A 15,010-nucleotide genomic window follows, 5' to 3' on the forward strand; every position below is an offset into this window, starting at 1 on the left:
ACTCCTGGGCTGCGGTCATCCCGGCTTCCCCGTCAAGGCCTGGGATCTGCCACTTGCATCAAAATGATAACGAGCAGCCACAGCACAATAATCGATAGGTCCAGCCCGACGCCCCCGATCCGCACTGTCGGGATGATCCGACGCAGTGTCCGGACCGGTGGGTCGGTGACCGTGTACACGGTTTCCAGCGTCACGGCTACGCCGCCCGCCGGACGCCACTCCCTCGCGAACGTCCGCACCAGCTCGACCACGACGCGCGCGGTCAGGAACAGGGAGAACGCGAAGAGGACGTAGTAGATGACGAGACGGATCGGGTCCACGGGGTCAACTCTAACCGCGGTTCCCGAACCCACCTTCCGCCAGCTTCCTCCGGTCCTCCGCCGTCACGTCGACGTTGGGCGGTGAGAGAAGGAACACCCTGCTGGTGATCTTGTCCATGGACCCGCGCAGAGCGAACGCGAGACCGGCCGAGAAGTCGACGAGGCGCTTGGCGTCCGCGTCGTCCATGTCGGTCAGGTTCAATATCACCGGCGTGCCGTCGCGGTAGTGCTCCCCGATCGTGCGCGCCTCGCTGTAGCTGCGGGGGTGCAGCGTGGTGATGCGCGCCAGCGGGTTGCCCACCGGCTCGGCGACGGGCCGCAGCCTGCTCACGGGCTCGCGCTGCGGGTCGACCGCCAGCGCACCGTGCACCGGCGCGTCGGCGCTCCAGCGCCGCGTGGCCGCGGGTGTACCGGCTCCGCGCCGCGACTCCGGCTCGTAGTCGTCCGGCTCGTCGAGGTCGGCCCGGTACCCGGAGCCCTGCAGCTCCGACCGGCCCGCCGTGAACGCGCGGCCGCGCCGCGGGTAGTCGTAGTCGTCGGCCTCGGCCGCGTACTCGGACCGGTAGTCGCCGTAGCGGCCGCGGTCGTCCTCGTAGCCGGGGTCGTCTGCGTACTCGGCGGGGACCATCCCGAAGTAGGCCTTCAGCTTGTGCAAAGCGCTCATTCCAGCCCCTCCTCGGCGGTGCCCCACTCTTAGGGACGGTGCGGACGGTCCCGAGGTTCCCGACAACCTAGGGCGAGGTTAGTCGCCGGCCGCCGAGCAACGCCGTTCCGACACGCACACAGGTCGATCCGTGCGAGATGGCATCTTCCAGGTCTCCGCTCATCCCCGCTGACAGCTCGACAGCAGTGGGATGATCATCACGTAGGCCTGATACCACCGATGCCAACGCCTCAAACGCCTGCGCCGGCTTCATCGTCAGCGGTGCGACGGTCATCGCACCCCTAAGAATAAGATCACCCGAACGAGTGATCACGTTAGCCACTTCCGCAACATCGGCAACGGCCACCCCACCCCGGGACGTGTCGCCGTCGATGCTCACCTGCAACAACACGTCGAGTTTGCGCCCGGCCGCGCGCGCCGCCTTCGCCAGCGCCTCCGCGAGCCGCACCGAGTCGACCGAGTCGACCTGGTCGGCCCACCCCACGACGGACTTCGCCTTGTTGCGCTGCAACCGCCCGACCATGTGCCACCGCGCGTCCGCGAGGTGCCCCAACTGGGCGGCCTTCGCGCCTGCCTCCTGGTCGCGGTTCTCCGCGAAGTCGCGCAGACCCAGCTCGTAGAGCAGCTCCACGTCGCTCGCCGGCCAGGTTTTCGTCACCGCGAGCAACATCACCTCGCTCGGGTCGCGCCGGGCCGCCGCGCACGCCTTCTCGATGCGGTCCCGCACCTCGGCGAGGTTGGCCGCCAGCTCGTCGCGCCGGTTCACGGTTCGATCCAGACGACCGACGCGAGCCGCCCCGTGGGGTTCTGCCTGCGGTGGCTGAACAGGTCCTTCTCCTCGAAGGTGCACCGCGGGTCCACCCCGATCCGGCCCACACCGGCACTGGCGAGCTGGTTCCACAGCCCGGCCCGCAGGTCCAGCGCAGGCGTGCCCTTCCGCGACTTCGAAGCGCTGCCGGGCAGGTGCTTCTCGACGTCGCGCTGCATGTCCGCGGGCACCTCGTAGCACTCGCCGCAGACGCTCGGGCCGAGCAGCACCTCGATCCGCTCCAGCTCGGCGCCCTGCGCCAGCATGGTCTTGAGGGTCTCCACCACGACGCCGACCCGCGCACCGACCCGCCCGGCGTGCACCGCGGCGACGACACCGGCCGTCTCGTCGCCGAGCAGCACCGGCACGCAGTCGGCCGTCAGCACGGCGAGCGCCAGACCGGGCTCTTTCGTCACGACCGCGTCGGTCGCCTCCAACGGCTGCGCCCGCGGCCCGTCGACCACCGCGACGGTGCGCCCGTGCACCTGTTCCATCCAGACCAGGCGGTCCGGCGTCAGCCCGACACCGGACGCCAGGCGCGCCCGGTTCGCCTCGACGGCCCCGGCGTCGTCCCCGACGTGGTCACCGAGGTTGAACGAGTCGTACGGAGCCTTGGACACACCACCGGCACGAGTGGTGACAACACGACGAATGCGCACGCCGACAGCCTAGTTCGCGACAAGAGCGAACCCCCTGTGCACCCGGAGGTGCCCAGGGGGTCCGTGAAGATCGTTCCTCGTGCTCAGCGCCGCATGAACGGCGGCACGTCCACCTCGTCGTCCGGGTCCTCGGTGACCGGGACCGGCCGCGACGGCAGCGAGCCGTTCTGCGACAGCGACCGCGGCACGGACGGTGCGTAGCCGTTGCCCTGCACGGGCGAGGGCTGCGGCGGCACCGACGTCGGCGGCTGCACCGGCGGGGCGGGGCGCACCTCCGGCTGCGGGGTCGGCGGCGGCGGCGGGGCCTGCACCACCGGCGGCGGAGCCTGCACCACCGGCTGTGGCGGTTGCGCGACCGGCTGGGGGGCCGGCGCCGGCGTGGCCGCGGCGGTGGCGATCGGGCCCGTGGCCGTGCGCTGCGGGGACGACAGGACCGTCGGCTCCAGCTTCTTGTGCGTGGGGCCGCCGCTGTCGAACCCGGCCGCGATCACCGTGACCCTCACCTCGTCGCCGAGGGAGTCGTCGATGACCGTACCGAAGATGATGTTGGCGTCCGGGTGCGCGGCCTCCTGGACCAGCGACGCGGACTCGTTGATCTCGAAAAGACCCAGGTCGGAGCCACCGGCGATGGACAGCAGCACGCCGTGCGCACCCTCCATCGAGGCCTCCAGCAGCGGCGAGTTGATCGCCTTCTGCGCGGCCTGGACCGCTCTGCCCTCACCGCGCGCCGAGCCGATGCCCATCAACGCCGAGCCCGCGCCGGACATGACGGACTTGACGTCCGCGAAGTCCAGGTTGATCAGACCGGGGGTCGTGATCAGGTCGGTGATGCCCTGGACACCGGAGAGCAGGACCTCGTCCGCGGAGCGGAACGCGTCCATCAGGCTGACACCGATGTCGCCCAGCTGGAGCAGCCGGTCGTTGGGGATGACGATCAGCGTGTCGCACTCGTTGCGCAACGCCTGGATGCCGTCCTCGGCCTGCTTGGCACGCCGCTTGCCCTCGAAGGAGAACGGACGGGTCACCACACCGATGGTCAGCGCGCCGAGCTTGCGGGCGATCGAGGCGACGACGGGCGCGCCACCGGTACCGGTGCCACCGCCCTCACCGGCGGTCACGAAGACCATGTCGGCCCCCTTGAGGACCTCCTCGATCTCCTCGCGGTGGTCTTCGGCGGCCTTGTGGCCGACCTCGGGGTTCGCCCCGGCGCCGAGGCCGCGGGTCAACTCGCGGCCGATGTCGAGCTTGACGTCGGCGTCGGACATCAGCAAGGCCTGTGCGTCGGTGTTCACCGCGATGAACTCGACGCCCTTGAGCCCGACCTCGATCATGCGGTTGACGGCGTTGACACCGCCACCACCGATGCCGACGACCTTGATCACCGCGAGGTAGTTGTGCGGGGGCGTCATCGGATCCGCCTTCCTGATCGTGGTCCGTGCTGTGGTGCTGGGTGGTGATGCACCCGGATTGAAACTCTCAACCTCTCATCGAGACTCAGAGTTATGTCAACCCCATATGTTCCTGCTGGACGGTAAGCACCGGCGGTGCGTCGGTCCAGCAGCCACGCCGCAGTTTCCCAACACTGTGCGCTACTACTCCCCGGTCGTGCCGTCAAGCAGTCCACAGGATGCTGAGCACTGCGCACCACAAGCGTAGTCGTGCCCCGGATCTGGAGATCGTCTCCCCCACTGTTCTCCCCGTCCACCGCTTTCACGGCCGGTCCGCGGCTACGGTCGGTAGACGATGCCCGGCCGGGACCGCCGGTGCTCACCGAGTACTTCCTTCGGGTGACAACGACCCGGACGGCTAATGCCGCGTGGACCACTCCGATGAGCACGGTAGTCATCCACGTCGAGGAGGCCCGTCTTGGCACCCGCACCCGCGTCCGTGCGTTCGCTCGTCATCGAGGCGATCGTGTTGGAGCTCCTCACGAGCCGGCTCGGCGGCCTGCTCGTGCGCGCCGCGACGCGGCTGAGGACGCAGGGCTGAGAAGGACCGTCAGGAGATGTTTCCGTGTGTTCCCAGCCCACTCCGCGCGCGCACCGGCGCCCGCGCCGCTTCCCGACGCCGTCACGCCCGCGCACTCCGCGCCGGTGACCGGCCCCGGCCGGACGGCAGGACCGCCACACTGATCAGCGGTGTGGCGGCGCGCCGCTAGGACACGGTCGCGAGATCGGGTGACGTCACGTCGAACGTCGTCCCCTTGCGGGTCAGCAGCACCACCAGCACGGCCGCCTTGCGCGCCGTGTCCTCGGAGCCGCCCCACTTCACGACGCGGTCACCGGTGAGCGCCAGCCGCACGTCGGCGCCGGTGGTGGCGGAGACCTGCAGCACCTCGGGCCGCAGCTTCTCCGGCAGCTCGTTCAGCACCCCGACCACGGCGCGGGTGGCCGGGTCGGCGGTGGAAGGCGTGGCGAGGACGAGCTCGGGCACGCCGGGGGCCGGCGTCGGCAGGCTCGCGTAGTCCTTGCCGGTGGAGTCGATGAGGTGGTAGCCGTCGGGGAGCTTCACGAACCCGACGGGGACGCGTTCGCTGATCAGCAGCCGCACCGTGCCGGGGAGCTGGCGTTCGACCTCGATGGCGGCGATGCGCGGGACAGCGGCGACCCGCTCGCGGATGCCCTGCAGGTCGAGGCGCACCAGCGGGGTGCCGGACTCGATGGCCGCCGCGGCGCGCACCTGGTCGTCGGTGAGCACCATGGCGCCGTGCACGTCGACGTTGCGGACGCCGAGCAACGGCGTGAAGTACACGCCATAGGTCAGGCCCAGGACGGACAGCACCGTCAGCAGGGCGACCAGGCGGCGGCGCAGGATGATCCTGCGCCGCGCCCGGTACTCGGGACCTCTCGCGCGCCGGTTCGCGGGGCGAGCGCGCTGGGACCTGCCGCGAACCGGGGCGCTCATGACAGCGCGCTGACGATCTCGGGGCCGAGCATCGTGACGTCGCCCGCGCCCATGGTGACGACCAGGTCGCCCTCGCGAGCCAGCGACGCGACCAGCGCGGGCACCCGGTCGAACGACGGCTCGTAGTGCACGGAGGCGGTGACCTGGTCGGCGATCAACGCGCCGGTGACACCGGGTTCCGGCTCCTCGCGCGCGCCGTACACGTCCAGCACGACGACCTCGTCCGCCAGCGACAACGCCGCGGCGAACTCCGTCGCGAACGTGCGCGTGCGCGAGTACAGGTGCGGCTGGAACACCACGACGACCCGGCCGGCCCCCGCGACCGGACGTGCCGCACGCAGCTGTGCGTCGACCTCGGTCGGGTGATGCGCGTAGTCGTCGTAGACGGACACGCCACCGCCACGGCCCTTGAACTCGAACCGCCGCCGCACGCCACCGAACGCGGCCAGGCCTTCGAGCAGCCCGGTCTGGTCGGCACCCAGCTCCAGGCCCGCCAGCAGCGCGGCGACGGCGTTCAACGCCATGTGCTCGCCCGGCACGGCGACCCGCACCTCGACCGCGACGCCGTCGATCTCGACCGACGCCAGCCCGCCGTTGTCCGCGGGCTTGTAGTCGACGATCCGCGCGTCGGACGCCGTGCGCCCGTACTCGCGCACGCGGATGCCGCGCGCACGGGCCTCGCCGATCAGCCGCGCCGCACCCGGATCGTCCACACAGGACACCAGCACGCCGCCGGGCACGATCCGCTCCAGGAACGAGTCGAACACGGCGGTGTACGCCTCGACCGTGCCGTGGTGGTCGAGGTGGTCGGCCTCGACGTTCGTCACGACGGCGACGGACGGGGAGAAGAACAGGAACGAGCCGTCGGACTCGTCGGCCTCGGCCACGAACACGCCGCCCGTGCCCTGGTGCGCGTTCGCACCGGACTCGTTCAGGTCACCGCCGATCGCGAACGACGGGTCGATCCGGCAGTGCTGCAACGCGACGGTCAGCATCGACGTGGTCGACGTCTTGCCGTGCGTACCCGCCACACACACGACCCGGTGGTCTTCCATCAGCGCGGCAAGGGCTTCGGCGCGACGCAGCACCGTGATGCCCCGTTCCCGCGCCGCCGCGTACTCCGGGTTCGACTCCTTGATCGCGGTCGACACCACGACCGCGGTCGGACCACCGACGTGCTGGTCGAGGTTCGCCGCGTCGTGACCGACGGCGATCCGCGCGCCTTGCGCGCGCAGGGCCAGCACGGTCCGCGAGTCCTTGGCGTCCGAACCGGACACGCGCGCGCCGCGTGCCAGCAGGATGCGGGCGATGCCGCTCATGCCGGCACCACCGATGCCGACGAGGTGAACGCGTTCGAGGCTCACTTCTTGATCACCTCCAGCACCCGGCGGGCCAGGATCTCGTCGGCCTCACGCCGTCCGGTGCCCAGCGTCGCCTCGCTCATCTGCGCCAGCCGCGCGCGGTCGGCGACCAGCGGCACGACGAGCGACGCCACCCGCTGCGGGGTCAGCTCCTCGTCGGGCACCAGCAGGCCACCGCCGGCGGAGACGACCGGGCCGGCGTTGAGGGCCTGCTCGCCGTTGCCGTGCGGCAGCGGCACGAACACCGCGGGCAGGCCGACGGCCGAGACCTCGGCGACGGTCATCGCGCCGGAACGGCACAGCACCGCGTCCGCGGCGGCGTAGGCCAGGTCCATCCGCTCCAGGTAGGGCACCGGCACGTACGCGGGCGCGCCCGGAACCTGTTGCACGGCAACGGTGTTCTTCGGCCCGTAGGCGTGCAGCACGCCCACGCCGGCGCGGGCGAACTCGGCCGCCACGGGCGCGACGGCCTCGTTGATCGACCGCGCGCCCTGCGAGCCGCCGAACACCAGCAGCGTCGGGGCGTCCGGGTCGAGCCCGAAGAACCGGCGGGCCTCCGCGCGCAACGCGGCGCGGTTCAGCGTCGTGATCGAGTGCCGCAGCGGGATGCCGATGACCTCCGCGTCCGCCAGGCCCGAGTCCGGCACCGCCGCCGCCACGTGCGCGGCGAACTTGGCACCGACCTTGTTGGCGAGACCGGCCTTCGCGTTGGCCTCGTGCACCACGATCGGCACGCGGCCGCGCGCGGCGAGGTAGGCGGGCAGCGCCACGTAGCCGCCGAAGCCGACGACGACGTCCGCGCCGACGCGCTCCAGCACCTCGCGGGTCTGCTTCACCGCACCGCGCACGTTCAGCGGCAGCTTCAGCAGGTCCAGCGTGGGCTTGCGCGGCATCGGCACCGGCGGGATCAGCTCCAGCGGGTAGCCGCGGGCCGGCACGATCTTGTTCTCCAGGCCGCGCTCGGTGCCGAGCGCGACGACGCGTGCGTCCGGTCGCAGCCGCATGACCGCGTCGGCCAGCGCCAGTGCCGGCTCGATGTGTCCCGCGGTGCCACCGCCCGCGACCACCACGCACGGACCACTGGGGGCAGGGTGCCCGGTCAAGACTTCCTCCGGTGTTGGTTTTGCTGCGAAATCAGTTGTGCCGCCCGCGACCGCGGGTCGACCGGCCGAGCTCCGAGCGGCTCTGGCTGACCCGCCGCGTCTCGCGGCGACGGTACTCCGAGGGCGGAGCAGAGCGTCCAGCCATACGACGTTCGTCCACCACCGGAAGTTGCGCGGTGCGGTTGCGGCCCGGTGCGCGCGGCGGCGTGGACGGGCGGACCGGCTTGCGCTTGGGCGGCGGCCGGTAGGCCTCCGGTGCGGGCAGCTTCAGCAGGCCACCGACCCGGCCGGGACCGAGCGAGCGCAGTGCCGCCACGGCGTCCGGCTCGTGCCGGGCGCAGTTCGCGAGGATGCCGAACACCACCATGGTGGTCACGATCGACGTGCCACCGGCGGAGATCATCGGCAGGGTGATGCCGGTGACCGGCAGCAGCCGCACGACGTAGCCGATGTTGATCGCGGCCTGCGCGACCAGCCACACCGTCAGCGTCGCGGCCACGATCCGGATCCACGGGTCGGTGTTGCGCGCGGCCACCCGCAGCCCGATCCACGCGAGGATGCCGAACAACGCGAGCACCAGCGCGCACCCGACGAACCCGAGCTCCTCGCCGATCACGGCGAAGATGAAGTCCGACTCGACGTTGGGCAGGTACCGCCACTGCGAGCTGCCCTGCGCGAGCCCCTTGCCGAACAGGCCGCCCTCCGCCAGCGCGAACATCGCCTGCCGCGCCTGCAGACCGGCGCCCTGCGGGTCGGCGTTCGGGTCCAGGAACGACGTCACGCGCGCCAGCCGGTACGAGGCGCCGATCGCGAGCACGACGGCACCGGCCACGGCGCCACCGGCGATCACGCCGAACAACCGCATCGGCGCGCCCACGAACCACAGCAGGCTGATCAGCACCACGCCGAGCGTGATCGTGCCGCCGAGGTCGGGCTGCAGCATGACCAGCGCGAACACCAGCATCGCCACCGGTACGACGGGCACGAGCAGGTGCCGGTACTGCGACAGCAACGCGCGCTTGGTCACCAGCACGTGCGCGCCCCACAGCGCGAGCGCGAGCTTGACCGCCTCGATCGGCTGGAACGAGACCGGGCCGAGCGTGAACCACGACTTGGCGCCACCGCGGACGTCGCCCAGCGGTGTCAGCACCAGCGCCAGCAGCACCACGCCGATGCCCATGGCCGCCGTCGACAGGTGCCGCAGCCGCCGCAGCGGGAACCGCAGCACCACCCAGAACAGCACCGACCCGATGCACACGTAGACCAGCTGCTTCTGGAACACGCTGTAGGCCGACACACCCGAGGCGACCTGTCCCGGCGCGGACGCCGACAGCACCATCACCAGGCCGAGCACGGTCAGCATGCCGAACACCGCGAGCAGCAGGTGGAAGTCGGCCAGCGGGCGGCTCAGCCACGCGGTCAGTCCGCTGCGCACCGACGCGCCCCGTCCCGCGGGACGCGCCTTGCGCTTCGGTCCCGTCTTCTCCGCGACGACGCTCATCAGCCGATGAGCTCCCGCACGGCGGCGGTGAACGCCTGCCCGCGATGGGCGTAGTCGGTGAACATGTCCATGGAGGCCGCGGCGGGGGCGAGCAACACGGTGTCACCCGGCCTCGCCAGTTCCCGGGCAGCGCGTACCGCGACGGTCATGGGTTCATCGTCCCCCGTGTCAAGGACCCGAACGGGGACATCGGGCGCGTGTCGCGCCAGTGCGTCCGCGAGGACGTCGCGGTCCTGGCCGATCAGCACCACCGCGCGCAGCCGGTGCGCCTCCGACCGGACCATCTCCTCGACCGACGCGCCCTTCAGCAGCCCGCCCGCGATCCAGACGACGCTGTCGAACGCGCGCAGCGACGCCACGGCCGCGTGCGGGTTCGTCGCCTTCGAGTCGTTGACGTAGCGGATGTCGTCGGCGGAACCGACGAGCACGGCGCGGTGAGCGGCCGGTTCGAACGACTCCAGGCCTTCCCGCACGGCCTCCGACGGCACGCCGTAGGCACGTGCGAGCGCGGTGGCGGCGAGGGCGTCCGCGATGCCGGGAGGACCGGCCGGGCGGATCTTGGCGACCTCGACCAGCGGCTCGTCGTCGGCGAACGCGCGGTCGACCAGCCAGCCGTCGCGCACGCCGAGCTGCCCGGCGGCGGGCTCCTCCAGCGTGAAGCCGACCTTGTCGCGGGCCGGTGCGTCCTGCAGCAGGTCGACGACGAGCTCGTCCTCCAGCCAGCCGATCGCGACGTCACCGGTCAGCACCCGCGCCTTGGCCCGCGCGTACGCCTCCATGCCGCCGTGCCAGTCGAGGTGGTCCTCCGCGAGGTTGAGCAACGCGCCGGCCTGCGGCCGCACCGACGGCGCCCAGTGCAGCTGGAAGCTCGACAGCTCCACGGCGAGCACCCGGCGGCCGGCCAGCAGCGCGTCCACGACGGGCAGGCCGACGTTGCCGCACGCCACGGCGTCCGCACCGGCCGCGCGCAGGATCGACTCCAGCATGCCGACGGTGGTGGTCTTGCCGTTCGTGCCGGTCACCGCGAGCCACACCGGCGGGTCGGCGAGCTCGGCGGCCATCCGCCAGGCCAGCTCGACTTCGCCGATCACCTCGATGCCCGCCGCGGCCGACGCGGCCAGCAGCGGGCTCGACGGCTGCCAGCCGGGGCTCGTGACGACCAGGGACGTCCCGGCCGGCGGTTCGATCAGTCCCGGCACCAGCTCGACGCCTTCGAGCAGGGACTCCAGTGCCATCAGCCGTTCCGGCGACGAGTCGGTGACCACGACCTCGGCGCCCGCCGCGAGCAACGCCTCGGCGGCGGACCGACCGGTCACACCAGCACCGGCGACCAGTACTCGCGAACCGGCCAGCTTCGTCATCAGAACCCGCCCGTCAACCACTCGCTGTAGAAGACGCCCAGGCCGAACATGCAGCAGATGCCCGCCATCAGCCAGAACCGGATGATGACCGTGGTCTCCGCCCACCCGGCGAGCTCGAAGTGGTGGTGGAACGGTGCCATGCGGAACAGGCGCCGTCGTGAGGTCCGGAAGACGGCGACCTGCATCGCCACCGACAGCGCCTCGACCACGAACAGGCCGCCGATGACGATCATGAGCAGCTCGGTGCGGGTCGCGATCGCGAGACCGGCGACCAGGCCGCCGAGCGCGAGCGAGCCGGTGTCACCCATGAAGATCTTGGCGGGGGCGGCGTTCCACCAGAGGAAGCCGATGCAGCCGGCCATCGCGGCCGCGGCGATCACCGCGAGGTCCAGCGGGTCGCGCACGTCGTAGCAGCCGGCCACGGCGTAGCTGGTGCAGTTGTAGCGGAACTGCCAGAACGAGATCACGACGTAGGTGCCGAACACCATCGCCGACGAACCACCGGCGAGGCCGTCGAGGCCGTCGGTCAGGTTCACGGCGTTCGACCACGCGGCGACCATGCCGTAGCAGAAGACGATGAAACCGATGGTGCCGAACGAGACCACGGTGATGTCGCGGACGAACGACAGGTTGACCGACGCGGGGGTCAGGCCGTCCTTGTTCGGGAACTGCAGCACGAGGATCGCGAACGTGATCGTGGCGATGAACTGGCCGACGAGCTTCGCGGTCTTGTTCAGGCCCAGGTTGCGGGCCTTGCGGATCTTGATGAAGTCGTCGAGGAAGCCGACGAGCCCCAGCGACGTCGTCAGCATCAGCACGAGCAGGCCCGACGCCGACGGGGTCTGCCCGGACGCCGAGGCCGACATCGAGTTCACGAGGTGCGTGCCGAGGTAGCCGGCCCACATCGCGACCAGGATGGCGAGGCCACCCATGGTCGGCGTGCCGCGCTTGGTCTTGTGGTGCTGCGGGCCGTCCTCGCGGATCTCCTGGCCGAAGCCCTGACGCGAGAAGATCTTGATCAGGTACGGCGTCAGCAGGATCGACACCGCCAGTGCGATCGCGGCCGCGATCAGGATGCTCTTCACTTGGTTCCTGCCTCCAGCAGGGCCTCGGCGACACGCCAGAGGCGATAGGCCTTCGACGCCTTGACCAGCACGACGTCACCGGGCCGGAGCTCGGCGCGCAGCAGGGCGATCGCCGCGTCGACGTCCGGCACCAGAACGGACTCCTCTCCCCAAGATCCTTCCAGGTGCGCACCCTGGTGGATCGCGCGGGCGTCGCCGCCCTCCGCGTCCACGACGACGAGCTTGTTGATGTCCAGGCGCACCGCGAGCCGGCCGATGTCGTCGTGCGCGCGCACCGAGTCGTCGCCCAGCTCGCCCATCGGGCCGAGCACGGCCCAGCTGCGGCGTGCGGGCCTCGTGGCGCGGGACATCGTCGCGAGCGACTTCAGCGCCGCGCGCACCGAGTCCGGGTTCGCGTTGAACGAGTCGTTCACGACCGTCACGCCGTCGGGCCGGTCGGTGACCTCCATGCGGCGCTCGGACACCGGGCGCGCGGCGCTGAGCCGCTCGGCGGCCTGCTCCGGCGTGGCACCCAGCTCCAGCGCGACGGCGGCGGCGATCAGCGCGTTGCTGACCTGGTGCGCGCCGTGCACGCCCAGCCGCACCCGCGCGTCACCGCGGGCGGTCCGCAGGGTGAAGCTCGGGCGGGCCAGCTCGTCCAGCTCGATGTCGACGGCGCGGACGTCGGCGTCGGCCGCCTCACCGGCCAGCACGACCTTGGCCTTCGTGCGGCTCGCCATCGCGGCCACGAGCGGGTCGTCGGCGTTCAGCACGGCGACACCGTCCGCGGGCAGCGCCTCGACCAGCTCGCCCTTGCCCAGCGCGATGTTCTCGCGCGAGCCGAACTCGCCGATGTGCGAGGTGCCCACGTTCAGCACCGCGCCGATCTTCGGCGGGGCGACCTCGCAGAGGTTGCGGATGTGGCCGATGCCGCGCGCGGACAGCTCCAGCACGAGGTAGCGGGTGTCCTCGGTGGCGCGCAACGCGGTCCACGGGTGGCCGATCTCGTTGTTGAACGAGCCGGGCGGCGCGACGGTCTCGCCGGTCGGGGCGAGCACCTGCGCGATGAGGTCCTTCGTGGACGTCTTGCCGGACGAGCCGGTCAGGCCGACGACGGTGAGGTTCCGCGCGACGAGCCGGTCGGTGACGTGCCGGGCGAGCTTCGCCAGCGCCGCGAGCACCGCGGCGCCCTCGCCGGTGGTGTCGGCGGCGAGCACGTACGCGCGGTCGTTCTTCGTCAGCACCGGCGGCACGATCACCGCGGGGGCGTCGACCTCGTGACCGGCGAGCACACCGGCCGCGCCGTCCGCGACGACCTGCGCCGCGAAGTCGTGGCCGTCGACCCGTGCGCCGGGCAGCGCCACGTACAGGCCGCCGGGAGTGATCTTGCGGGAGTCGAACTCGACCGTGCCCGTGACTACCTGGCTGCCATCGGTTGCGTGCAACCGTCCGCCGACGACCTCTGCGATCTCGGCGAGCGTGAGTGCGATCAACGGTGCGCCTTCCTGATCGCGGCGGTCAGCGTCTCGACGTCCGAGAACGGGTGGATCACGCCGGCGACCTCTTGTCCCGTCTCATGTCCTTTGCCCGCCACGACGACGACGTCGCCAGGACGTGCGAGCTCGACGGCCTTGAAGATCGCGAGCCTGCGGTCGCCGATCTCCAGCACCTCGCCCCGGTTCTCGGTGGCGAGGGCGCCTTCGAGCACAGCGGCCCGAATGAGGGACGCTTCTTCGCTCCTCGGGTTGTCATCGGTGATGATCACCACGTCGGCGCGTTCCGCGGCGGCCCGCCCCATCAGGGGGCGCTTGGCCCGGTCGCGGTCGCCTCCGCAGCCCAGCACGACGACCACCCGGCCGTCGGTCTTGGCGCGGACGGCGTCCAGCGCGAGCGCGACGGCCGCGGGCTTGTGCGAGTAGTCGACGACGGCGGTGAAGTCCTGCCCCTCGTCGACGCGCTGCATCCGGCCGGGCACCTGGACGGTCGCGAGGCCGCGCTGGATCGCGTCGGACGGGACGCCCTCCGCGTGCAGGCAGGCGATCGCGAGCAGGGCGTTGGCCACGTTGAAGCTGCCGGCGAGCGGCAGGTGGATCTCGATGTCGCCGTCCGGGCCGTGCGCGGTGAACGTCTGCTCGCCGGTCGGGCTGACCTCGACGCCGCTCGCGGTCCAGGTGGCGGGCCCGGTGGTGGCGACGGTGACGGTCCCCGGCTTGACCAGCCGCGGCCCCCAGTCGCCGTCGACGCACACGACCTCGCGGCGCGCGCGGCCGTCGAACAGCTGCGCCTTGACCTGGAAGTACTCCTCCATGTCGGCGTGGAAGTCGAGGTGGTCCTGGCTGAGGTTCGTGAACGCGCCGATCTCGAACTCGGTGGCGGCCACCCGGCCCAGGTGCAGCGCGTGGCTGGAGACCTCCATCGCCACGTCGGTGACGCCGCGCTCGGCCATCACCGCGAACAGCGCCTGCAGGTCCGGCGCCTCCGGCGTGGTGTGCGAGCTGCCGAGCTGCTCATCGCCGATGCGGGTGCCGACCGTGCCGATCAGGCCGGTGTGGCGGCCCGCGGCCTTGAGCACCGACTCGATCATGTAGGTCGTGGTGGTCTTGCCGGACGTGCCGGTGACGCCCCAGAGCCGGACCTTCGTCGACGGCCGCCCGTAGACGTGGGCGGCGAGCAGCCCCACCACCTCGCGCGGGCGCGGGTGGACGAGCACGGGCACGTCCCGCAGGCTCTCGCGCGCGGCACCCGCCTCGTCCGTGAGCACGGCGACGGCACCGTTCGCGAGAGCGGTCTCGGCGAAGTCGGCACCGTGCGCGTGCGCTCCGGGCAGCGCGGCGTAGAGGTCGCCGGGCACCACGTGCTGTGCACGCAGCGTCACCCCCGTCACCTGGACGTCGGCATGCGCCGGCCCGGTCAGGTGCACGTCGGCGACCGCGGCCAGGGCAGCCACGGATGCAGGTCGGATGTGGTTCGGGCGGGGCGGGGCGGTCGCGACCTTGCCCTCGAGCTTGGCAGGCACGGGCAAGAGGCTACCGGCGCACGCGGAGTGGCCGGGCGGCGCGTTGGCAATCGGGTGATGATCAGCAGTGATGGGCCGTTCGAGTGCCCGCGCGCACCGCTCCGCACCGGCGAGCCCGTCCGGCGGAACAGGTTCCTGCCCGCTTGGTGACTTCCGGCCCTGTGGCCGGCGGTGCGCACGCGGTGAGGTGGAGGTCGGCAGGAGGCGGCGGATGAGCAGCAGCAGGACGGTCGAGCCCAGGCGGTTTTC

14 protein-coding genes are annotated in these 15,010 nt (G+C 71.6%); 1 reads left to right on the top strand and 13 read right to left on the bottom strand.

What is annotated here, in order from left to right; translation table 11 throughout:
• Window positions 1-32 precede the first annotated feature (32 nt).
• The 5 genes from ADL03_RS09940 to ftsZ all read right to left on the bottom strand — a co-directional run bounded on the left by ADL03_RS09940 (window position 33) and on the right by ftsZ (window position 3,860).
• Window positions 33-320: a YggT family protein gene (locus ADL03_RS09940; protein ID WP_231641710.1), complete on the bottom strand. Its 288-nt coding sequence runs from the start codon at window positions 318-320 to the stop codon at window positions 33-35.
• 10 nt (window positions 321-330) lie between these two features.
• Window positions 331-984, bottom strand: a complete 654-nt coding sequence (locus ADL03_RS09945; protein WP_053733078.1) for a cell division protein SepF — start codon at window positions 982-984, stop codon at window positions 331-333.
• Window positions 985-1,051: 67 nt separating this feature from the next.
• Complete coding sequence (locus tag ADL03_RS09950; protein WP_053733079.1) at window positions 1,052-1,750, bottom strand: YggS family pyridoxal phosphate-dependent enzyme; 699 nt, start codon at window positions 1,748-1,750, stop codon at window positions 1,052-1,054.
• Entirely contained in the window at window positions 1,747-2,451 is a 705-nt protein-coding gene (gene pgeF / locus ADL03_RS09955; protein ID WP_053733080.1) for a peptidoglycan editing factor PgeF, read from the bottom strand. Before pgeF ends, ADL03_RS09950 begins: the two co-directional genes overlap by 4 nt.
• A gap of 83 nt (window positions 2,452-2,534) precedes the next feature.
• The gene (ftsZ, locus tag ADL03_RS09960; protein WP_053733081.1) at window positions 2,535-3,860 is read right to left on the bottom strand and encodes a cell division protein FtsZ; all 1,326 of its coding nucleotides are present in this window, start codon (window positions 3,858-3,860) and stop codon (window positions 2,535-2,537) included.
• A 457-nt stretch (window positions 3,861-4,317) separates the two neighbouring features.
• Between ftsZ and ADL03_RS50165 the strand changes: the two genes are divergently transcribed.
• The gene (locus ADL03_RS50165) at window positions 4,318-4,440 is read left to right on the top strand and encodes a hypothetical protein (RefSeq protein ID WP_255353349.1); all 123 of its coding nucleotides are present in this window, start codon (window positions 4,318-4,320) and stop codon (window positions 4,438-4,440) included.
• 165 nt (window positions 4,441-4,605) lie between these two features.
• Here the strand turns inward: ADL03_RS50165 and ADL03_RS09965 are convergent, their stop codons facing one another.
• The 8 genes from ADL03_RS09965 to ADL03_RS10000 all read right to left on the bottom strand — a co-directional run bounded on the left by ADL03_RS09965 (window position 4,606) and on the right by ADL03_RS10000 (window position 14,767).
• The gene (locus ADL03_RS09965; protein WP_053733082.1) at window positions 4,606-5,355 is read right to left on the bottom strand and encodes a cell division protein FtsQ/DivIB; all 750 of its coding nucleotides are present in this window, start codon (window positions 5,353-5,355) and stop codon (window positions 4,606-4,608) included.
• Window positions 5,352-6,674 carry a UDP-N-acetylmuramate--L-alanine ligase gene (gene murC / locus ADL03_RS09970; protein ID WP_157528436.1) on the bottom strand — a complete coding sequence of 441 codons (1,323 nt, stop codon included), beginning with the start codon at window positions 6,672-6,674 and terminating at the stop codon, window positions 5,352-5,354. Before murC ends, ADL03_RS09965 begins: the two co-directional genes overlap by 4 nt.
• A 41-nt stretch (window positions 6,675-6,715) precedes the next feature.
• Window positions 6,716-7,786, bottom strand: a complete 1,071-nt coding sequence (gene murG, locus ADL03_RS09975) for an undecaprenyldiphospho-muramoylpentapeptide beta-N-acetylglucosaminyltransferase (protein WP_231641712.1) — start codon at window positions 7,784-7,786, stop codon at window positions 6,716-6,718.
• Window positions 7,787-7,850: 64 nt separating this feature from the next.
• Window positions 7,851-9,320, bottom strand: coding sequence for a putative lipid II flippase FtsW (gene ftsW / locus ADL03_RS09980; RefSeq protein ID WP_053733085.1), 1,470 nt, complete (start codon window positions 9,318-9,320; stop codon window positions 7,851-7,853).
• Window positions 9,320-10,681: a UDP-N-acetylmuramoyl-L-alanine--D-glutamate ligase gene (gene murD / locus ADL03_RS09985; RefSeq protein ID WP_053733086.1), complete on the bottom strand. Its 1,362-nt coding sequence runs from the start codon at window positions 10,679-10,681 to the stop codon at window positions 9,320-9,322. The genes ftsW and murD overlap by 1 nt, the downstream gene beginning before the upstream one ends.
• Complete coding sequence (gene mraY / locus ADL03_RS09990) at window positions 10,681-11,766, bottom strand: phospho-N-acetylmuramoyl-pentapeptide-transferase (RefSeq protein WP_053733087.1); 1,086 nt, start codon at window positions 11,764-11,766, stop codon at window positions 10,681-10,683. Before mraY ends, murD begins: the two co-directional genes overlap by 1 nt.
• Entirely contained in the window at window positions 11,763-13,238 is a 1,476-nt protein-coding gene (gene murF, locus ADL03_RS09995; protein WP_053733088.1) for a UDP-N-acetylmuramoyl-tripeptide--D-alanyl-D-alanine ligase, read from the bottom strand. Before murF ends, mraY begins: the two co-directional genes overlap by 4 nt.
• Window positions 13,235-14,767 (bottom strand): UDP-N-acetylmuramoyl-L-alanyl-D-glutamate--2,6-diaminopimelate ligase, encoded by a 1,533-nt coding sequence (locus tag ADL03_RS10000; protein WP_369808960.1) that lies wholly within the window; start codon window positions 14,765-14,767, stop codon window positions 13,235-13,237. The genes murF and ADL03_RS10000 overlap by 4 nt, the downstream gene beginning before the upstream one ends.
• Window positions 14,768-15,010: the final 243 nt, after the last annotated feature.

The organism is Nocardia sp. NRRL S-836 (assembly GCF_001279525.1).
In the GTDB taxonomy this organism is placed as follows: domain Bacteria; phylum Actinomycetota; class Actinomycetes; order Mycobacteriales; family Pseudonocardiaceae; genus Lentzea.

What these genes read in the sequence shown, in the direction of transcription:
- ADL03_RS09945 (WP_053733078.1), bottom strand. Translation starts at nt 984, where the DNA reads ATGAGCGCTTTGCACAAGCTGAAGGCCTACTTCGGGATGGTCCCCGCC.
- ftsZ (WP_053733081.1), bottom strand. Translation starts at nt 3,860, where the DNA reads ATGACGCCCCCGCACAACTACCTCGCGGTGATCAAGGTCGTCGGCATC.
- ADL03_RS09965 (WP_053733082.1), bottom strand. Translation starts at nt 5,355, where the DNA reads ATGAGCGCCCCGGTTCGCGGCAGGTCCCAGCGCGCTCGCCCCGCGAAC.
- murC (WP_157528436.1), bottom strand. Translation starts at nt 6,674, where the DNA reads ATGAGCGGCATCGCCCGCATCCTGCTGGCACGCGGCGCGCGCGTGTCC.
- ftsW (WP_053733085.1), bottom strand. Translation starts at nt 9,320, where the DNA reads ATGAGCGTCGTCGCGGAGAAGACGGGACCGAAGCGCAAGGCGCGTCCC.
- murD (WP_053733086.1), bottom strand. Translation starts at nt 10,681, where the DNA reads ATGACGAAGCTGGCCGGTTCGCGAGTACTGGTCGCCGGTGCTGGTGTG.